22 protein-coding genes and 1 pseudogene are annotated in these 17,367 nt (G+C 67.1%); 6 read left to right on the plus strand and 17 right to left on the minus strand.

The features are described 5' to 3' along the window. Positions 1-9: 9 nt before the first annotated feature. Genes DF286_RS02290 through DF286_RS02315 form a run of 6 tightly spaced genes read right to left on the minus strand, consistent with a single transcriptional unit; the run spans position 10 to position 4,607 of the window. A complete protein-coding gene (locus DF286_RS02290) occupies positions 10-828 on the minus strand; it encodes a DUF2163 domain-containing protein (protein ID WP_243444686.1) in 819 nt (272 codons plus the stop codon). A 2-nt stretch (positions 829-830) separates the two neighbouring features. Then, the gene (locus DF286_RS02295) at positions 831-3,125 is read right to left on the minus strand and encodes a DUF2460 domain-containing protein (RefSeq protein ID WP_109269970.1); all 2,295 of its coding nucleotides are present in this window, start codon (positions 3,123-3,125) and stop codon (positions 831-833) included. Between the two features lies 1 nt (position 3,126). Next, entirely contained in the window at positions 3,127-3,702 is a 576-nt protein-coding gene (locus DF286_RS02300; protein WP_109269971.1) for a tail tape measure protein, read from the minus strand. Further along, positions 3,695-3,892, minus strand: coding sequence for a phage tail assembly chaperone (locus DF286_RS02305; RefSeq protein ID WP_109269972.1), 198 nt, complete (start codon positions 3,890-3,892; stop codon positions 3,695-3,697). The genes DF286_RS02300 and DF286_RS02305 overlap by 8 nt, the downstream gene beginning before the upstream one ends. Next, entirely contained in the window at positions 3,889-4,203 is a 315-nt protein-coding gene (locus DF286_RS02310) for a gene transfer agent family protein (protein ID WP_109269973.1), read from the minus strand. Before DF286_RS02310 ends, DF286_RS02305 begins: the two co-directional genes overlap by 4 nt. Continuing rightward, positions 4,200-4,607, minus strand: a complete 408-nt coding sequence (locus DF286_RS02315) for a phage tail tube protein (RefSeq protein ID WP_109269974.1) — start codon at positions 4,605-4,607, stop codon at positions 4,200-4,202. Before DF286_RS02315 ends, DF286_RS02310 begins: the two co-directional genes overlap by 4 nt. A 68-nt stretch (positions 4,608-4,675) precedes the next feature. On the opposite strand from DF286_RS02315, the gene DF286_RS02320 reads away from it, so the two are divergent. Beyond that, entirely contained in the window at positions 4,676-4,981 is a 306-nt protein-coding gene (locus tag DF286_RS02320; protein ID WP_109269975.1) for a hypothetical protein, read from the plus strand. 13 nt (positions 4,982-4,994) lie between these two features. Here the strand turns inward: DF286_RS02320 and gp17 are convergent, their stop codons facing one another. From gp17 to DF286_RS02365, 9 genes and pseudogenes are all read right to left on the minus strand, one after another. Next, entirely contained in the window at positions 4,995-5,393 is a 399-nt protein-coding gene (gene gp17 / locus DF286_RS02325; RefSeq protein WP_109269976.1) for a tail completion protein gp17, read from the minus strand. Continuing rightward, positions 5,390-5,626, minus strand: coding sequence for a hypothetical protein (locus tag DF286_RS02330; protein ID WP_109269977.1), 237 nt, complete (start codon positions 5,624-5,626; stop codon positions 5,390-5,392). Before DF286_RS02330 ends, gp17 begins: the two co-directional genes overlap by 4 nt. An 11-nt stretch (positions 5,627-5,637) precedes the next feature. Beyond that, positions 5,638-6,177, minus strand: a complete 540-nt coding sequence (locus DF286_RS02335; protein ID WP_109269978.1) for a head-tail connector protein — start codon at positions 6,175-6,177, stop codon at positions 5,638-5,640. Between the two features lie 150 nt (positions 6,178-6,327). Then, a pseudogene (locus tag DF286_RS02340) lies at positions 6,328-6,759 on the minus strand (phage major capsid protein); the annotation flags it as partial. 12 nt (positions 6,760-6,771) lie between these two features. After that, entirely contained in the window at positions 6,772-7,170 is a 399-nt protein-coding gene (locus DF286_RS02345) for an HK97 family phage prohead protease (RefSeq protein WP_243444687.1), read from the minus strand. A gap of 100 nt (positions 7,171-7,270) precedes the next feature. Beyond that, complete coding sequence (locus DF286_RS02350; protein ID WP_109269980.1) at positions 7,271-7,588, minus strand: DUF6127 family protein; 318 nt, start codon at positions 7,586-7,588, stop codon at positions 7,271-7,273. Between the two features lie 57 nt (positions 7,589-7,645). Then, the gene (locus tag DF286_RS02355) at positions 7,646-8,836 is read right to left on the minus strand and encodes a phage portal protein (RefSeq protein WP_109269981.1); all 1,191 of its coding nucleotides are present in this window, start codon (positions 8,834-8,836) and stop codon (positions 7,646-7,648) included. 183 nt (positions 8,837-9,019) lie between these two features. Beyond that, entirely contained in the window at positions 9,020-9,289 is a 270-nt protein-coding gene (locus tag DF286_RS02360) for a DUF1153 domain-containing protein (protein ID WP_109269982.1), read from the minus strand. A 144-nt stretch (positions 9,290-9,433) separates the two neighbouring features. Further along, positions 9,434-10,132 carry a hypothetical protein gene (locus DF286_RS02365; protein WP_109269983.1) on the minus strand — a complete coding sequence of 233 codons (699 nt, stop codon included), beginning with the start codon at positions 10,130-10,132 and terminating at the stop codon, positions 9,434-9,436. Positions 10,133-10,250: 118 nt separating this feature from the next. On the opposite strand from DF286_RS02365, the gene DF286_RS02370 reads away from it, so the two are divergent. The 5 genes from DF286_RS02370 (at position 10,251) to DF286_RS02390 (ending at position 15,912) form a co-directional block, all read left to right on the plus strand. Continuing rightward, positions 10,251-11,495, plus strand: coding sequence for an acyl-CoA dehydrogenase family protein (locus DF286_RS02370; RefSeq protein WP_109269984.1), 1,245 nt, complete (start codon positions 10,251-10,253; stop codon positions 11,493-11,495). A gap of 114 nt (positions 11,496-11,609) precedes the next feature. After that, positions 11,610-12,386 (plus strand): SDR family NAD(P)-dependent oxidoreductase, encoded by a 777-nt coding sequence (locus tag DF286_RS02375; RefSeq protein WP_109269985.1) that lies wholly within the window; start codon positions 11,610-11,612, stop codon positions 12,384-12,386. A gap of 112 nt (positions 12,387-12,498) precedes the next feature. Further along, a complete protein-coding gene (locus tag DF286_RS02380) occupies positions 12,499-13,287 on the plus strand; it encodes an SDR family NAD(P)-dependent oxidoreductase (protein WP_109269986.1) in 789 nt (262 codons plus the stop codon). Positions 13,288-13,358: 71 nt separating this feature from the next. Beyond that, the gene (locus DF286_RS02385) at positions 13,359-13,766 is read left to right on the plus strand and encodes an endonuclease domain-containing protein (protein WP_109269987.1); all 408 of its coding nucleotides are present in this window, start codon (positions 13,359-13,361) and stop codon (positions 13,764-13,766) included. Positions 13,767-13,848: 82 nt separating this feature from the next. After that, entirely contained in the window at positions 13,849-15,912 is a 2,064-nt protein-coding gene (locus DF286_RS02390) for a 3-hydroxyacyl-CoA dehydrogenase NAD-binding domain-containing protein (RefSeq protein ID WP_109269988.1), read from the plus strand. A gap of 6 nt (positions 15,913-15,918) precedes the next feature. Here the strand turns inward: DF286_RS02390 and DF286_RS02395 are convergent, their stop codons facing one another. Then, complete coding sequence (locus tag DF286_RS02395; RefSeq protein WP_109269989.1) at positions 15,919-16,338, minus strand: hypothetical protein; 420 nt, start codon at positions 16,336-16,338, stop codon at positions 15,919-15,921. A gap of 117 nt (positions 16,339-16,455) precedes the next feature. Next, positions 16,456-17,214, minus strand: coding sequence for a protein-L-isoaspartate(D-aspartate) O-methyltransferase (locus DF286_RS02400; protein ID WP_207789992.1), 759 nt, complete (start codon positions 17,212-17,214; stop codon positions 16,456-16,458). Positions 17,215-17,367: the final 153 nt, after the last annotated feature.

Below are 17,367 nucleotides of genomic sequence, written 5' to 3' on the forward strand. Positions count from 1 at the left end.
ATGGCCTCGCTAGGCCCCGGGATACCGAGTCAACAGGTCGATGCCCGGAAGATGCGGTTCGCCTCGGAAATTCGGCACATTCGCAAAACGGCCGGAGCAGGTGACCAACCTTTTGTCGCATCCTTCGCTGATCTCGACGAGGTCGCCTGCGGCGGGCGGGAAATGCGACGGCTCCCGCAGCGTCAACACCGCCCCAGCGGAGGAAAGCACCGCACTTTCCAATCCGCTGTTGGCACCTGAAATCCAGCGCAGCCGCCCATAGCCATAGGCATTCGCAGCGGTGGCCGCGCTCTCCACCTGGATAACATCCTCGTCGATCACCGCCGCCACGCGAGTCACTCGGGTCCGCGCCGCCATATCCACCCGGCACCTCTTGTCGCCGAGTTGGGCGCGGCATTCGGGCGATGTCTGCTCAACCACCGGCACGTCGAGCAGCACTGTCGGTCCCTTGAGCTCGGCCAAGAAGCCGTTCCCCTCCGCGCTCACATCGCCCAGCCACCCTCGCGCCAGAAGGAGTTGCTTCCCTTCAGGCGCGGCCCAGTCGATCATGAACATTGTCACCGCGGCGCCGTCCCAGCGTCCGGCCGCCAGGTCGCTCTCGCTGATCGCGTCGCTGGTGAGCGCGCCGGATACGTCGAGCGCGTCGACATCGAACCCGTCCGAACGCGAGATCGCCGAAGGCAGCATCCCAGGTGCCGCACGGTAGATGAGATGCGCGATCTCCAGGTCTCGATCATGGGTCGTGAAGCCCATGGCCACGCCGTCCCGCCGCTCCACCCGCCAGCAAAAGGCGATGCTGGTGAGGTCGGGCTGAAGGAAGTCCGTCACGATCATCCCTCCCGTATCTCCACCAGCGGCACGCTGGCCGCCTCTCCCGCCGCGAAGGTCGCCCGGCTCACGCTCAGCCGGTCCTCGGCGAAGCGGACCGGAACGTCGAAGCGGAACCCCGCCCTCACCTCCGCACCGGCGGCCGGCGCGACCTCGAAGCGCACCATCCCTTTCGCCGCGAGCGTCCATCCGATCATCTGCTCGGCACCGTCGACCGACACTCGAACGCTCCCGGCGACGGGTCGAGTGATCCGCCGCACCTGGCCTTCATAATGTTTCACAAGCTCGAATTCGGTTCGTAGCCCGTCCCCGACCCCGATCGGCTGGTCAGTCGGGTGCGGCTCCCCGGTCATGCCGCTTGAGCTATTGTCGTAAGGATCCTCGAACCGGAACCCCACCGCCGCACCCCGTCGCGCGCGAAAGAAGGCGATCAGCGCCTGAAGCTCCGCCTCACCGCGCACGCCCGGCCCCGCGTCGAACCGCATCCGCGCGTCCGCCCAGTCGCTGTTGCGCTGCTCAGCACCACTCGCCGTGGTGACGACCGCCGTAGAAAAGGCCGGCTCGACCACCGCCTCGCGTCCCAACGCCACTGGAAAGCGCACATCCTCGAAAGCCTCCACGGCCGCCTCTCCTTCTCCAAACCAGGTGAAGCCGTCGCGCAGCACCTGCGGCAACGCCCAGACGAACACCTCCGCGGTCCCTCGCGCGAAGCCAGCCTCAGCCGCGGCCGCGATCGGTTTCCACTGATGTTTGTCTTCCAGGTTCAGCACGAACCCTGCGAAATAATGCTGCTCCTCGACCGGATAGCCGAGCCGCACGGACGTCTCCGCTACGCCCCGGGCCGTGGCCCCGCCATTGCCGGTGGTCGCCCAGTCATAATCCTCGAGCTGCAGCACATCGAAGGCGGGCGCCGACCAGGCGACAGGCACATTGGCCCGCTTCACCTCGGTTCCCTCGAGCACCGTCGGCAGATAGACGAGCAACAGCGCTTCCGCCCCCGGTGCTTCCGCCCTCACCGCCGCCACCAGATCCGCCGTGGATTGCGCCAGCACCGCCCCAGCCGCATCGAGCGTCGCCTTCTGCTCTTCGTCGAGCGGCACCCGCACATCGGCGATGGAGACCGGCGCGAACGCCGACACCGCCGCCGCATCGTAGAGGCAGATGCGACCATCAGCCCTCACCCACCACCAGGGCTCGCCGACCTGGAACCGCACCGCCGCGCCCGCATCGCGCGCGATCGCCGCGAAGGCACGGCCCACCGCCTGCAGATAGAACATCGCCCCCGAATGGGCCGGCGACAGCAGCGTCGAAGGCGGCTCCCACCCGGTCAACGCCGGCGAACCGTCCTCCGCCCGCTGCTTCCAATCGTTCCAGCAATGCTGGTCCAGCAGCTCGTAGGAGAGCGACAGAATGAGGTCGAAGCCGAGTTCCTTCGCCCGCGTCACCAAGTCCCGGTGCCATGCCGAGCAGGCCACATTGAGCGCGCTCCCGGCGAGGCTTACATAGAAGTCGCTCCCGAGCGCCTCGAGCCGGAAATAATGGCTCATCCCGACATAGTGGTTGATGATGCGGCGATAGCCGAGATGAACCACGTTCCTCAGCAGCCGCGCCGGGGTCACATGGTAAAGGTCGTCATAGCCCGTCGCCATTCGGAGCCGGTGCTCCGGCACCAATGTATCGCCGATCGACAGCACCGATCCCGATCCGTCGCAGACGATATCGCTGATCTCGACCCAGCCCTCCGCTGGCGTCGCCAGCGGCACATCCTCCTTGGTGTATCCCGGCGGCACGAGGCTAATGAACATCCGATCGACGTCGCCGGCCCAGACCGCTTCCCCTTCATGCGGGAACAGGAAGCCGCCTTCCACGTCCGCAAAGTCGAGGCTCACGACCGCGTCCTCGGGCGTGCCGACCGCATAGTTCCAGAGCCGCACGTACCAGCTCCGCGCAGCGCCGGACGAATCCCGCCCCTCGATCGTCAGGGTCGGGCCGTCTATCGCATCCAGGCCTCTCAAGCCCTGGCTTCGCCACCGGAAGCTCAGCCGGCAGGTGCGAAAGTCGCGCGCCGTCTCATAGGCGGTGAGCGGATGATCGAACCGGTCCTCCGTCTCCCAGATAAGCCCGGCCAGGTCGTTCGCCTTGTAGAAGACCGCGTCGACCCGAAGGGCGTTCGGCCCGGTCGTCACCACCGAGGCCATCATCGGCCGGGGAAAATTCACCGACCAGAAGCGCGCATCGAACCGCTTGATGAAGCCGAGCTGTTTCGCCGCACCGGCCGGCGCGAGCCAGTGTCCCATTCTAATCCTCCACCCGCATCAGCGCCTGCTTCACCGCCCGCGCCACCTGCCGGCTCGACGCGGCCAGCGCCTGCGGCTCAGCCCCCGTCGGCGCGTTGATCGTGATGCTCATCCGGATGTCGCGCTCCCCGGCGCGCGGCGCTTCCACGCGCCCGCTCGCTGTCGGCACGAACAGCTCCGGCCCGCGCTCGCCGACAAGATAGGCACGCCCCGGCGCCACCGGCCCGCCGGTCGCCCGCCCCGGCGCACCGAGCGCGGCGCCCAGTACCTGCGCCGCGACCGCCATCAAGCCGCTCGCCTGCAAACCTTGGGCTCCCGACAGCGACGCGACCCCGCCTCGCACCGCCGCCGCGGCGATCTCGGCCATGGCCGACAGCGCCACCCGCTTCAGGTCCTCGAACCCGACCCTTCCCGTGCGCACGGCTCGCAGCAGCGCATGCTCCAAGGCGTGACCGGCGCGGTCCGCGCCCGCCGCCAGCGGGCCTTCCAGCTGCGCCCGCATCTCCGCCACGTCCCGCGCGAAGGCGGAGGTGTCGGCCCGCACACCGACGACCAGCCGCTCGATTTCCTCATCCATCGGGAAACATCTCCATCAATCGCCTGAGGTCGTCGCCGGTAGCGGAGACGGCCGCCTCGCCCGCCAGCAGGCCCAGCACCGCGGCCAGCTCGGCCGGCGTCGCCCGCCAGAATTCGTTCGGCCGCCACCCCAGCAGCAGGCCGGCGGCGCCGGCCAGATGCCGCGCGGCGCGCGCGAAGGTCGCGCTCATCGTCCCTGCAATATCTGCGTCAGCAACGTCTTCAGCACCGGCGTCATCCCGGCGAGCCCCGCCTCCACGACGGCCGCACCGATCCTCTCCCGCGTGCAATGCTCGGGACGGTCCTTGATGCAATGCCAGAACAGCCCCGCCACCTCGACCAGCCTCAGTCCGCCTTCGGCCGCCCGCTCGACCAGCGCGAACAGCGGCCCCAGTTCTTCCTCCGTCGCGACCAGCGCCTCGAAGGACGGCCGCAGCACCAGCGTCTCGCCCGCCACCACGATCGCCGCCTCGCCGCGAGCCGCATTGGCGCCGCCGCTCATAACGTCACCACCGGACCGCTGCTCTCCAGGCTCAGCGTATAGTTCCGCTCGCCATTATAGTCGCCGCTATAGTCGAGCCGCGTCACCAGGAACTTGCCGCGCATCCGTTCCGCGCCCTCGAAACTCAGCTCATAATCATCGAGCAGACCGGAGAGAGCATTGGACTTAACTCGGCCTTCCGAGCCAGAACCGGTGAAGATACCGCTTGCAGATACCGAGATAGATCTTAGCCCAGCACCCGAAAGAAGTTCGCGCCAACCGCCTGAATCCTTGGACGTCACGTTGACGGCTTCACCATTCACCTGCATCTGCGTTGTCCGCATGCCAGCGACCGTGGAAAAGACGGGCGGATCGCCACCATCACCGATCTTCAGCAGAAAAGCGCTACCCTTTTCGGCACTCATCGTTTATTCTCCCATTGTTCAAACTGTTGCACGGGGGACTCACCATGATCTCTCATGTGCTTGCTTCTATGCTTTTCCTGCTCCAGTCCGGATCGACCGCCCAGGCCCGGGAAGCCTATGCCGCCTGCCTCGACGATGCCTTGCGTTCCAATCTCGAGAGCAGGGCGTCGGCGGCCGCCTTCGACCGGGCGGCGACGACGGGGTGCGCCGCGCGGGCAGCCGCTTTCCGCAACGCGATCCTGGCCGCGGAGACCGCCGCCGGCTCAAGTCGCGCGGAGGCCGAAGAGCTCGCCCATATGGAGGTCGAGGATCTCGCCGGAAGCATGCGGGATCTCTACCGCTTCTATCTGGAAGACGGCTCCCGTCCTAAATAGGCCGACAGGGCTTTCAGACGGTGTCGAGCGCCAACATCCGCGCTCGAAACTCGATCACACCCATCCAGCCGCGGGGTTCGGCACCCCGGCCTTCGCGGACCAGCCGACTGCGCACATGACGCAGGGTAACGAGGTGCCACCCGGCCATTTCGGCCACGGCCGCGAGGGCCGCCTCGGCCTCGCCCATCAGCCGTCGTAGCCGCGTCGGCCGCTCGCCCCCGTCGCGTAGCGTGACGGCGATCCGCAGCTCCCGGCCGACGCCGTTCTTGTGGCTCCAGTCCGTCTCCGCCCCCGCGTCGACTACCGCATAGGGGAAGGAAGCCCGCAGGGGCGCGCCGTCATAGACGCCGACGCCTTCAAGGGCCTGCAGCGCCGCCGTCGCGGCCGTCATGATCGCTTCCGCCGCCGTCATTGTCCTTTCCTCCCCTCATCCCGGGCACACTCCAGGACGAGCCATCGTAACCCCGCCTCGGTCATGAGCCGACGCAGGAGACCGCGGCCGGACAGGCCGACTCCCGCCTCCACCGCTTCGGCGCCTATTCCACCGGGCAGCGTCTCGCGCAGCCGTTCCGCCAAACTGGCGGCGCGCGCGTCCGCCCGGCGCTGCGCCGCGTCCTCGACGCGCCTGAGGAACCGCTTGAACATCCACGCCCTCCTCAACCTATCCGCATCCGCCGCCACGGTCGCCAAAGCGCCGTCACCGCCGCCGGCGGTCCCGCATCGCCCGGGCCGTCACGATGGGTGAAGAGGTGCGCCGTCAGCCGGACCATCCCCTGGCGCAGCGCTTCCGGCAGCGAAGCCCAGTCGGCCGCCAGCCCCGCCTGATACGCCACCTTGATCCGCACCGCGTCGCCCGCCTGGCTCACTCGGACCCAGCCCTCGCCATGCGCATCGATGTCGATCGCATAAGCCTCGGCGGAAATGGCAAAGGCCGAGCCGTCGCTCCGCACGCCCTCGACACCCGAAATGGCCTGCACCGGCGCCACCCCCAGCCGTGTCCAGGCGCCGCTCAGCTCAAGCGTCTCGCTGAACCCGCGCCTCAGCAGCGCCTGCCGCACGAACCGCTCGCACAGTTCCGCCGCACTCCCGATCAGTCGCTCGAGCATCGCATCCTCGTCGCTGCCTTCCACGCGCAAATAGGCCTTGGCCTCGCCTAGCGCCTCCGCGCCCGGCACCAATGGATCGCCGCTAATCATCGCGCCGCCCCGGCCCGGACGCGCATCATCCTCTCAAGACTCATCATCCCGCTCCCGTTTGTCTGGCGAATGGGTTGCGCCGCGCCGGCAAGGGGGAACCGGCGCGGCGCATAGGGTCCCAAGCCCAAGGCTCGGGACGGCGAGCGGGCCTTAGATCGCGAACTTCATCAGCTTGATCGCTTCCGAATTCACCACCTGGCCGCCGACCCGCTTGGTCGCGTAGAAATGCACGAAGGGCTTGTTGGTGAACGGATCGCGCAGGATCTGCGTCTCGCTGCGCTCCGCGATCAGATAGCCGGCCTTGAAGTTCCCGAACGCGATCGACAGGCTGTCGGCGCCGATGTCCGGCATGTCCTCCGCCTCGATCAGCGGGTAACCGAGCAGGGTGTCGGGCTGCCCCGACACCAGCCCCGGCTGCCACAGGAAGGCCCCGTCGGCGGTCTTGAACTTGCGGATGGCCGAGGCGGTCGCCGAGTTCATCACGAACACCGCGCCCTGGCGGTACGGCGGCCTCAGCGCCTGCACCAGGTCGATCAGCCTGTCCTCCGGATCGCTGGCCGGGAAAGCCCCCGCCGCGCCGGAATTTCCGCGGCCCTACTCGCCCGCCACCGCATGCACCCGCGCCCTGGGCTGCATCGGCAAGGTCACCAGGCTGACCTCGACCAGCTCCAGTTCGGTCAACTCCCTCGGCGCCTCGCCGCGCGCCTCCCGCACCCGATAGCCGAAGCTCAGCCCCGACACCGCTCCGTCCTTGAGCAGCGCCGCCGCCTCCCGCCCCGCCGCGCCGGAGGACAGTTGGCCGATCACCCTCAGGCCGCGCCGGTCCTCCTTCAGATATTCGATCCGCCCGATCGGCCGCCCCGCCTCATGCTGCCACAGCAAGGGCACGGCCCCCGCCCCACGATTCAGCGACCGCGCAAACGCCCCCGCCCGCACCACGTCGCCGCCCCGATCGGGCCGATCGAAGATCGCCGCATATCCCGCAAATCTCATGTTCAAGCTCCACGAAGGCGTTCGTTCGTCCCGAGCGAAGTCGAGGGGCGTATGTGATGAGTCCATGCCGCCGTGCCTCGACTTCGCTCGGCACGAGCGGTCATGAGCTGATCAAATCCGTCAGCCCCAGCTTCACGGCCATCCCGACCAACAAGGCGGCAAGGCCGAAGCGCACCGCCCATCCTACCACCGCCTTCCAGGCCGAAGCCTTGGCGTCGCGCCATGCCTGCAAGAGTTCCCTCAATTCGTCGACGTCCCGCCGAGCGCCCTGCCCTTCCAGCCCGAGCGTTCCCAACGCCCGTTCCGCCCCGGCCTCGCTCGCCTCCTCGATCAGCGCCCGAAGGGTAACGAGATCCGCCCCCTGACCCTCGGCAAGCGCCATCAGCCGCGCCAGCATGGCGCGATGTTCGTCCGTCATGTCGTGATCCTTCCAAAGCCCCTCTCTCATTTTCGGGAGAGGGAGGGGTCCAAAGCGTCAGCTTTGGGAGGGTGAGGGCCTGGGCTGATGCGACAGCGCCTGCGATGGAGAAAAGCCCAGCATCTCCCGCTTCTCCCCGTCGCTCAGGAAATCCGCCGCCGTCACCTGCGCCCACAGCCGCTCCCGGTCCTCGGAAAGCGCCGTCACCTGGTCGACATCGATCGCCAGCTTCGTTCCCGGCCACCAGGCCGACAGCGCTGCCCCGATCCCGCTCAATATCTTCTCCGCCAGCGGCAGCACCGTCAGGCGCCAAAGCGCCCGGTTCGCCTCGCGATAATTGGCGTAGGTGGCATCGCCCGGCAGGCCGAGCAGCATCGGCGGCACGCCGAAGGCCAGCGCGATCTCCCGCGCTGCCGCCGCCTTCAGGCCAACGAAATCCATGTCCGCCGGCGACAGGCTCATCGCCTGCCATTTGAGCCCGCCCTCCAGCAGCATCGGACGCCCCGCATTCACCGCGCCCTGGAAGCCCGTCTCCAACTCGGCCTTCAGCCGCTCATATTGCTCGCTCGACAACGCCGCCCCATCCGCCGGCTCGAACGTCAGCGCCCCGGAAGGCCGCGCCGCATTGTCGAGCAACGCCTTGTTCCATTTGGTCGCCGCATTGTGGATCGCCACCGCGCCCGCGGCCGCGCCGAGGCACCCAAGGCCATAATGGTCGTCGAGCGGATGCATGGCCTTGAGATGCACGACACTAGTCCGCCCCAGCCCGTCCCGCGCCGCGATCCGGCTCTTCGCCTCGCCGGCCTTGTAGACATAGGCGACCGGCCATCCCGCCGGATCCGCCTCGACCGACACCCGCTCCGGCCGCAGCGGATAGAGCTCTGCCGGCTTCCCATCCGCGTTCAGCAGCAACTGCACGAACGCATTGCCATGCAGTAGCAACTGCCCGGCGATTGTCTCCAGGAGCTGCGGGGAAATCAGTGAAGCCGTTCGGTCTGGGTCTGTCGAAGCCCTCCCATTCCCTTCCTTCCGGATGAAAGCGCCACTTTGATCCGCATAGACGGGCGCCCAGGCGACGCTCTCCGCCACCAGCCGCACCGCCCGCTGCGCCACGGGATTGCCGAGATAGGCCTCCCGCACCTGCGCCTCGTACGAGCGCGGCCACTCCCCCGCCGCCGTCGGCCCTTGCCACAGCCGCAACAAAAAAGGCCGGGGCTGAACCCCGGCCTTCCGCCCGAACCACTTCATGCTGATCTCCACTTGGATGGTCTAAGATCGACATCCGCTGGCGCCGTCGGGTGCAGCACAGCTTTCTGCTGCCTTTGCTCGACGCAAAAGAAAAGGGCCGCTCCCTCGGCGAGGACCGGCCCGAATCGCAATTTTCCAGCTTGTCTATTTAGTGCCACATCAGCGTCACGCTGTCAAGTCTTTTTACCGATCTGGTTCGTCACTAACCGTCGCATCCGGCTTTCGCCGCCGCTTAAGGCCAAAGCTCTGCACCGCCCGTTGCCAGGTCGCCAGCTCTTCGGCGTCGATGCCATAGCGTTCGCAGGCGGCTTCCGGCGTCAGCAGCCCCTCGGCGACGTCGGCGACGGCCCGTGCCTTGCGCCAGCTGGCGCGGCCCAACAATGATCTCGGTTTGGAGGGGCTTTTCCCGGCCTTCTTCGCCCCCCGGTCTCGGTCTTCGAACAGGATGATCATAACCCGCCTCGCGCGCTTCGTGATCCCCCTGCGAACCCTTTCGCGCCCGATACGGTTAACAAATGGTAAAGACCGCGCCGTCGTGCGACGGGCACGGCTCAACATGCGACGAACATGGCAGTGCGGGGGCCCGCCCGCGGCGGCTTAGGTGCAGAGCGCCAGATAGGCGATCTGCATCACCGTCCCTTCCTCCACCGGCAGCGGATTGTCGGGATATTCGACCTTCTCGACGACGTCCCCCTCCGCGGCCAGCTTGCGCCGCTCCGTGGCGTTGATCGTCTTGCCTTCGCAGTCGACCTTCAGGAGGAAGATGTCGTCGCTCGGCGCCTTGCCCGGATCGGTCATCCGGAACCAGGCTTGCCGCAGCGTCTCCTCGCGTTCGAGCGTCGAAGCGTCGATCGCGATCGACTGGCCGGAGAGCGCCGCGCCGAGATTGAGCCAGGCCGCCGGCCGCGGCTCCGGCTCGACCGGCGCGGGCGGGGCCGCGATGACGACCTTGGGGATGGCGTCGCAGGCGACGGTCGCCCGCACCAGCTCGCGCTCCACCACCGGGTCCTGCAGCGTGCTGGCGACATAGGTGAGATCGCGCAACGTCAGCCGATCGGACTCGTAATAGCCCTGCGTCACCGACCGCGCCTGCCGTTCCAGCCGCCGCATCTGCAGCGGCGTCAACTGGTCCGCCAGCGCCGAGCTCACGCATTGCGTCTGGCGCAGGTCGAGCCCGTAGCGGCTCAGCTGCGCCCTGACGATATCGGCCTTCGGCCCGACATGATCGGCGAGATTCCCCTTGACGCAGGCCGAAAGCAGGCTGGCGGCAACAAGGACGAAAGGCAATGCGCGCATCAAATACTGTCTCCCGCCGGTTTGCTAGCAACGCCTCTCGTCCAAGGGAAGGAGACTGGCGAAAATCGGGCGTATCTGACAGGGAAGGACAGCAACCGATGGTAAGGAAGGCGACGGCGTGGACTTTGACCTTACGGAACGCGAGGCCCTCTACCGCGACCGGGTGCGCGCCTTCATCGAATCCGAGATTCGCCCGCGAATGGACGACTATAAGAGCCAGCTCGCAAGCGGCGAGCGCTGGCAGCCCTTGCCCCTCATCGAGGAGTTGAAGCCGAAGGCGAAGGCGGCTGGCCTGTGGAACCTCTTCATGCCGCCCGGTCACGCCCTCGCCCATGTCGATGAGAGCTTCGAGTTCGAAGGCACTCAGCTCACCAATCTCGAATATGCCCTGTGCGCGGAGGAGATGGGCCGCATCCTCTGGTCGGCCGAGGTGTTCAACTGCTCCGCCCCCGACACCGGCAATATGGAGGTCCTCCACCGCTACGGCACGGCCGAGCAGAAGGAGCGGTGGCTCCGCCCGCTGATGAACGGCGAGATCCGCTCCGCCTTCCTGATGACCGAGCCCGCCGTCGCCTCCTCCGACGCGACCAACATCCAGTGCGAGATCCGGCGGGACGGTGACGATTATGTCATCAACGGCCGCAAATGGTGGTCGTCCGGCGCCGGCGACCCTCGCTGCAAGGTCGCGATCGTCATGGGCAAGACCGACCCGGAGGCGCGCAGGCACCAGCAGCAGTCGATGGTCCTGATGCCCCTCGATGCGCCGGGCGTCACCGTCGAGCGGGCGCTGACCGTCTACGGCTATGACGATGCGCCTCACGGCCACATGGAGATAGCGCTCGACAATGTCCGTGTCCCGGCCGCCAACATGCTCCTGGGCGAAGGCCGCGGCTTCGAGATCGCGCAAGGGCGCCTGGGCCCCGGCCGCATCCATCACTGCATGCGCACCATCGGCGCGGCCGAGGAAGCGCTCGAGGCCATGGTGAAGCGCCTCCAGTCCCGCACCGCCTTCGGCAAGCGCCTTTCCGAGCACAGCGTCTGGGAGCAGCGCGTCGCTCAGGCCCGCATCGACATCGAAATGTCCCGCCTCCTCTGTCTCAAGGCCGCGGACATGATGGACAAGGCCGGCAACAAGGCGGCTCGCCAAGAAATCGCGATGATCAAGGTCCAGGCCCCGAACATGGCGCTTCGCATCATCGACGACGCCGTCCAGGCCCATGGCGGCGCCGGCGTCTCCCAGGACTTCAACCTCGCCGCCAGCTGGGCCGGCATCCGCACGCTCCGTCTCGCCGACGGCCCCGACGAAGTCCACAACCGCTCGATCGCCCTCATGGAGTTCGCCAGACATGCGCCGGAGGGATGAGCCCCGCCGTCATTCCGGCGAAAGCCGGAACCCAAGAACACCGAAACTGGCCATATTCCCGCAGGCGGTGTGCTTGATCCCAGCTTTCGCCCGGATGACGAAGGAGTAGATTGCATGAGCCTCTTCGACCTCACCGGCAAAACCGCCGTCATCACCGGCTCCTCCCGGGGCATCGGCCGCGCCATCGCCGAGGCCATGGCCGATCAGGGCGCGAAGGTCGTGATCTCCAGCCGCAAGGCCGACGTCTGCGCCGAGACCGCCGCCGCCATCAACGCCGCGCACGGCGATGACACCGCCCTCGCCGTCCCCGCCAACATCTCCTCGAAGGAGGACCTCCAGAACCTCGTCGACGAGACCCGCCGCCGCTTCGGCCGCATCGACATCCTCGTCTGCAACGCCGCCTCCAACCCCTATTACGGCCCGATGGCCGGCATCGGCGACGATCAGTTCCGCAAGATCCTCGACAACAACATCATCGCCAATCACTGGCTGATATCGATGGTCGCCCCGGAGATGCTGGAGCGCAAGGACGGCTCGATCATCATCATCTCCTCGATCGGCGGCCTTACCAGCTCGACCACGATCGGCGCCTACAACATCTCCAAGGCCGCCGACTTCCAGCTCGCCCGCAACCTCGCCGCCGAGTTCGGCCCCGCAGGCGTGCGCGTCAACTGCATCGCCCCCGGCCTCGTCCGCACCGATTTCGCCCGCGCCCTCTGGGAAAATCCCGACACCTTGAAGGCCGTAACGCGCCTCACCCCCATGCGCCGCATCGGCGAACCCCACGAGATCGCCGGCGCCGCCGTCTTCCTAGCCTCCCCCGCCTCCACCTTCATGACCGGCCAGACGATCGTGGTCGACGGCGGCAGCACCATCGGAGTCGGCCTATGACCTCCTCGTCATCCCGGCGAAAGCCGGGACCCAAGAACACGACCGTTCCCGTCCTAGCCGAGCCGGTGTTCTTAGGTTCCGGCCCCCGCCGGAATGACGAGAGGAGGCGCGCATGAGGCTCGCGAACAAAATCGCCATCATCACAGGTGCCGGCTCCGGCATCGGCCGCGCCACCGCCGAGCTGTTCGCCAGGCAAGGCGCCTATCTCATCCTCTCCGACATTGCCGAAGCGGTAGAAGAAACCGCCGCCCGCATCGGCCCCGCTGCCGTCCCCATGCGCTGCGACGCCGGCAAGGAGGAGGACGTCGCCCACCTCGTCCGCAGCGCCGCCGCCCGCTTCGGCGGCCTCGACATATTCCACGCCAATGCCGGCATCTCCGGCGGCCTCGCCTCGATCTTCGAACAGACGCCCGAGGACTGGCAGGAGATCCTGCGCGTCAACCTCATCGGTCCTTTCCTCGCCATCAAGCACGCCGCGCCGCTGATGAAGGATCGCGGCGGCGGTTCGATCATCTGCACGGCCTCCGTCGCGGGCCTCCGCGCCGGCGCCGGCGGCCCGGCTTACTCCGCCTCCAAGGCCGGTCTCATCAACCTCGTCCAGCTCGCCGCCACCCAGCTCGCCGGCTCGAACGTCCGCGTGAATGCGATCTGCCCCGGCCTCACCGAGACCGGCATGACCCGGCCCTTCTACGACCATGCCCGCGCCAAGGGCCATGAAGACCGCCTCGGCCACCTAAACCCCCTGAAACGCGGCGGCGAACCCGAGGAAATCGCCCAAGCCGCCCTCTTCCTCGCCTCGAGCGAAAGCAGCTACGTCAACGGCCATGCGCTGGTAGTGGATGGGGGGCTGAGCGTGTCGCATCCGTACAACAAACAGGATTGGGGCGTGACGTCGGCATAGGACCTCCCCTCCCTGGAAGGGAGGGGTCGGGGGTGGGTAGGCGCGAAGCGCCGCTCTGATACACTGCCGAAATGAAGCGTCGCATCCCGAAGCGTCTGACTGACCGTGCCCGCGATCTTCGCAACAACGCGACGCCGCAAGAGCGCATCCTCTGGCGCCTGCTCTCGCGTTATCGCCCAAAATTCACTCGCCAGCTTTCGATACCACCCTTTGTTGCCGACCTCGCCTGTCGCGAGGCCCGGTTGGTCGTCGAGATCGATGGCAGCCAGCATATGGATTCCAAGGCCGACGAAGGCCGCACCGTCCGCCTGCAAAGCGAGGGTTGGACCGTCATTCGCTTCTGGAACAGCGATGTGAATGAAAACCCTGAAGGCGTCGCCGAAGCGATCCTGTCCAAAGCCGCCGAGTGCCTCGGCGGCACCCACCCCCGACCCCTCCCTTCCAGGGAGGGGAGAAAGAGGCGCAGGCGCTTTGAATGAGTGTGCCGAGGAATGTCCCGCCAGTTGACGTTCACGTAAACTAACGCCTATCCCGGCCCGAACCGCCAACCCGGAGACCCAGATGAGCCCGATCACCACCCAGCGCCATGGCGACATCCTGATCGTCACGTCGAACAACCCGCCGGTGAACGCCCTCGGCCATGCCGTGCGCGAGGGGCTGGTGAAGGCGATCGATGAGGCGGACGCCGACGAGACGGTGAAGGCGGTGGTGATCGTCTGCGAAGGCAACACCTTCTTCGCCGGCGCGGATGTCTCCGAATTCGGCACGCCGAAAGCGTTCGAGCCGCCGATGCTGCCGCAGGTTGTCGACCGGATCGAGGCCTGCGCCAAGCCGGTCGTCGCCGCCATCCACGGCACCGCGCTCGGCGGCGGGCTGGAGGTGGCCCTCGCCTGCCACTACCGCGTCGCCGTGCCCTCGGCGAAGCTCGGCACGCCCGAGGTCAAGCTCGGCATCATCCCCGGCGCCGGCGGCACGCAGCGGCTGCCGCGCCTCGTCGGTGTGCCGAAGGCGCTGGAGATGGTCGCGACGGGCAATCCGATCGGCGCCAAAGAGGCCCACGGTCTCGGCCTGGTCGATCGCCTGATCGAGGGCGACCTGGAGCAGCACGCCGTCGCCTTCGCCGAGGAAGTGCGCGACGTCCGTCCCATTCCCAAGAGCAGCGAGCGCGACGACAAGCTCGCCGAGGCGCGCGCGAACCCCGCCCTGTTCGACGAATTCCGCAAAGCCAACGCGAAGAAGTTCCGCGGCTTCGACGCCCCCGAGGCCACGATCAAGGCCGTCCAGGCTGCCGTCGCCAAACCCTATGCCGAGGGCGTGCTCGAGGAGCGCCGCCTGTTCATGGAGCTGATGACCGGCACCCAGGCCCGCGCGCAGCAATATTTCTTCTTCGCCGAGCGCAAGGCCTCCAAGATCGAGGGCCTGCCCGAGGACACGAAACCCCGCGACATCAGGCGCGTCGGCGTGATCGGCGCCGGCACGATGGGCGGCGGCATTTCGATGAACTTCCTTTCGGCCGGCATCCCCGTCACCATCGTGGAGATGGAGCAGGCCGCGCTCGATCGCGGCACCGGCATCATGCGCAGGAACTACGAGGCGACCGCTTCCAAGGGGAAGATGACCGCCGATCAGGTCGAAGGCGCGATGGGCCTCCTGAACCCGACGCTCGATTTCGACGCGCTCGCCGATTGCGACCTCATCATCGAGGCCGTGTTCGAGAATATGGACGTCAAGAAAGACGTCTTCACCCGCCTCGACAAGATCGCCAAGCCCGGCGCGATCCTGGCCTCCAACACCTCCTACCTCAACATCGACGAGATCGCCGCCGTCACTTCGCGGCCTGAGGATGTGCTCGGCCTCCACTTCTTCTCGCCGGCCAACATCATGAAGCTGCTGGAGATCGTGCGCGGCGCCAGGACGGCGCCGGACGTGCTCGTCACCGCGATGCAGCTCGCCAAGAAGATCCGCAAGGTCGCGGTCGTCGCGGGCGTCTGCTACGGCTTCATCGGCAATCGGATGCTGATCCCGCGCCAGATGCAGGCGATGCAGCTCCTCCTCGAAGGTGCGACGCCGGAGCAGGTCGACAAGGTTCATGTGGAGTTCGGCATGCCGATGGGGCCGTTCCAGATGGCCGACCTCGCCGGCGTCGACATCGGCTGGCACCGCGACCCGACCCGCATCGAGAATATCCGCGACAAGCTCTGCGCGATGGAGCGCTGGGGCCAGAAGAAGGGCGCCGGCTTCTACGACTATGACGACAAGCGCCGCCCTTCGCCGTCACCGGTGGTGGCCGAAGTGATCGAGGAGTTCCGCCAGAAGGTTGGCGTCGAGAAGCGCGACATCACCGACCAGGAGATCATGGAGCGCACCATCTACACGATGGTCAACGAGGGCGCGAAGATCCTCGAGGAAGGCATGGCTCAGCGCGCCTCGGACATCGATGTCGTCTGGGTCTACGGCTACGGCTGGCCCGTCTATCGCGGCGGGCCGATGTTCTGGGCGGACACGGTGGGCCTGAAGGAGATCGTCGCAGGTCTTGAGCGCCAGCAAGACCGGCTCGGAAAGGACTTCACCCTCTCCAGGCTGCTCACCGACAAGGCCGCGGCGGGCGAAAAGCTCACCCGCTAGCCAGCCTCAGTCGCAGTAGCGCACCCTAACCCGGCGGCCCCAATAGGGATCCCACACACGCCGCGTATAGCAGCGCGGGCGATAGTAGCCGTGGCGATAGCCCCGATAGTAGCGCCGGTCCCGATAACGGGGGCGGTCGTAATAATAGGGGTCGTCATAATATCCGCCGCCGTAACCGCCGCCATAGTATCCGCCGCCATAGCCGCCGCCATAATAGCCATCATAGTAGCGGTCGTAATGGCGGCCGCGCGACGAGGAGGCGATCGCGGCACCGATGCCGAGGCCCAGGATTCCCGCGCCGATGGCCCAGCCTATGTCGTCATCGTCCCGGTGCCGCCAGCGCCGCGCCTCTGCAGGCGCCGCCGTCGCCGCGACCGTCACCACCGCCATCGCGCCGAGCAGGCCTTTGCTGATCCAAGTCGTCATGGGGTCGCACTCCTTTCCTGCCGACCCGCTCTTCGGACCATCCGATTCCTAAGGCAGGAGTCTCTACTCGGCCAATGAACCGCCTGAAAACGCGCTATTAATCTGCCGTTCAGCCGTTTAGTCCGGATTGCGCGTCAGCGGCACGAACCGCACCGGGGTGATCGTCCGCGACGTCACCCGTCCCTTGCCGTCCTTGACGATCAGTCTCAGCTCCTGCGTGCCGAGCGACCGGCCCACCGGGATCACCATCCGCCCGCCGGGCTTGAGCTGCTCGACCAGCGGCGGCGGCACATGCTTGGCGCCGGCGGTGACGATAATCCCGTCGAAAGGCCCATGCTGCGGCCAGCCCGCATAGCCGTCGCCATGCCGTACCGTGACATTGTCATACCCGAGCGCGGCCAGCCGTTTCGCCGAAGTTCGCGCCAGCGCCTCAACGATCTCGATCGAATAGACATGATCCACCAGTCGCGACAGCACCGCCGCCTGGTATCCCGACCCGGTGCCCACCTCGAGCATCACGTCGCCCGGGTCCGGCTTCAGGAGATGCGTCATCATGGCGACGATCGTCGGCTGGGAGATGGTCTGTCCTTCGCCGATCGGCAGCGGACGGTCGCGATAGGCGTCGCTCCGCTGAGCGTCGGGCACGAACCGGTGCCGGGGCACCGTCCGCATCGCCGCCAGCACCTGCGGGTCTGCCTTTTCGCCCATCGATCGGGCATAGCCTCGAATGGATTCGACCAGCCGGGCGCGCGCCTCCGAATAGGCCTTTTCCGACTCCGCCTGGGCCGACGACTCGGCGACGAGAGACAGCGCCGTCAGCAGGGCAAGTCGCCCGGAACGGTGCCAGAGCCAGGAGAGCGCAGCGGGTTCGGTCACGAACGTAAAAACGCACCAGCGTCGCGAACGGCTCCGCTGGCTCGGAGTCGAGCCTTGGTAAGACTTGGAAGGAGGAAGGAAGTGATTCGCGGCGGGGCGCTGCGGTTCCTAGGCGGCGGTTAGGCCGTGACGGTCATTCGTTCCGACTCACGC

The sequence above is a fragment of the Sphingosinicella humi genome (assembly GCF_003129465.1).
GTDB lineage: Bacteria > Pseudomonadota > Alphaproteobacteria > Sphingomonadales > Sphingomonadaceae > Allosphingosinicella > Allosphingosinicella humi.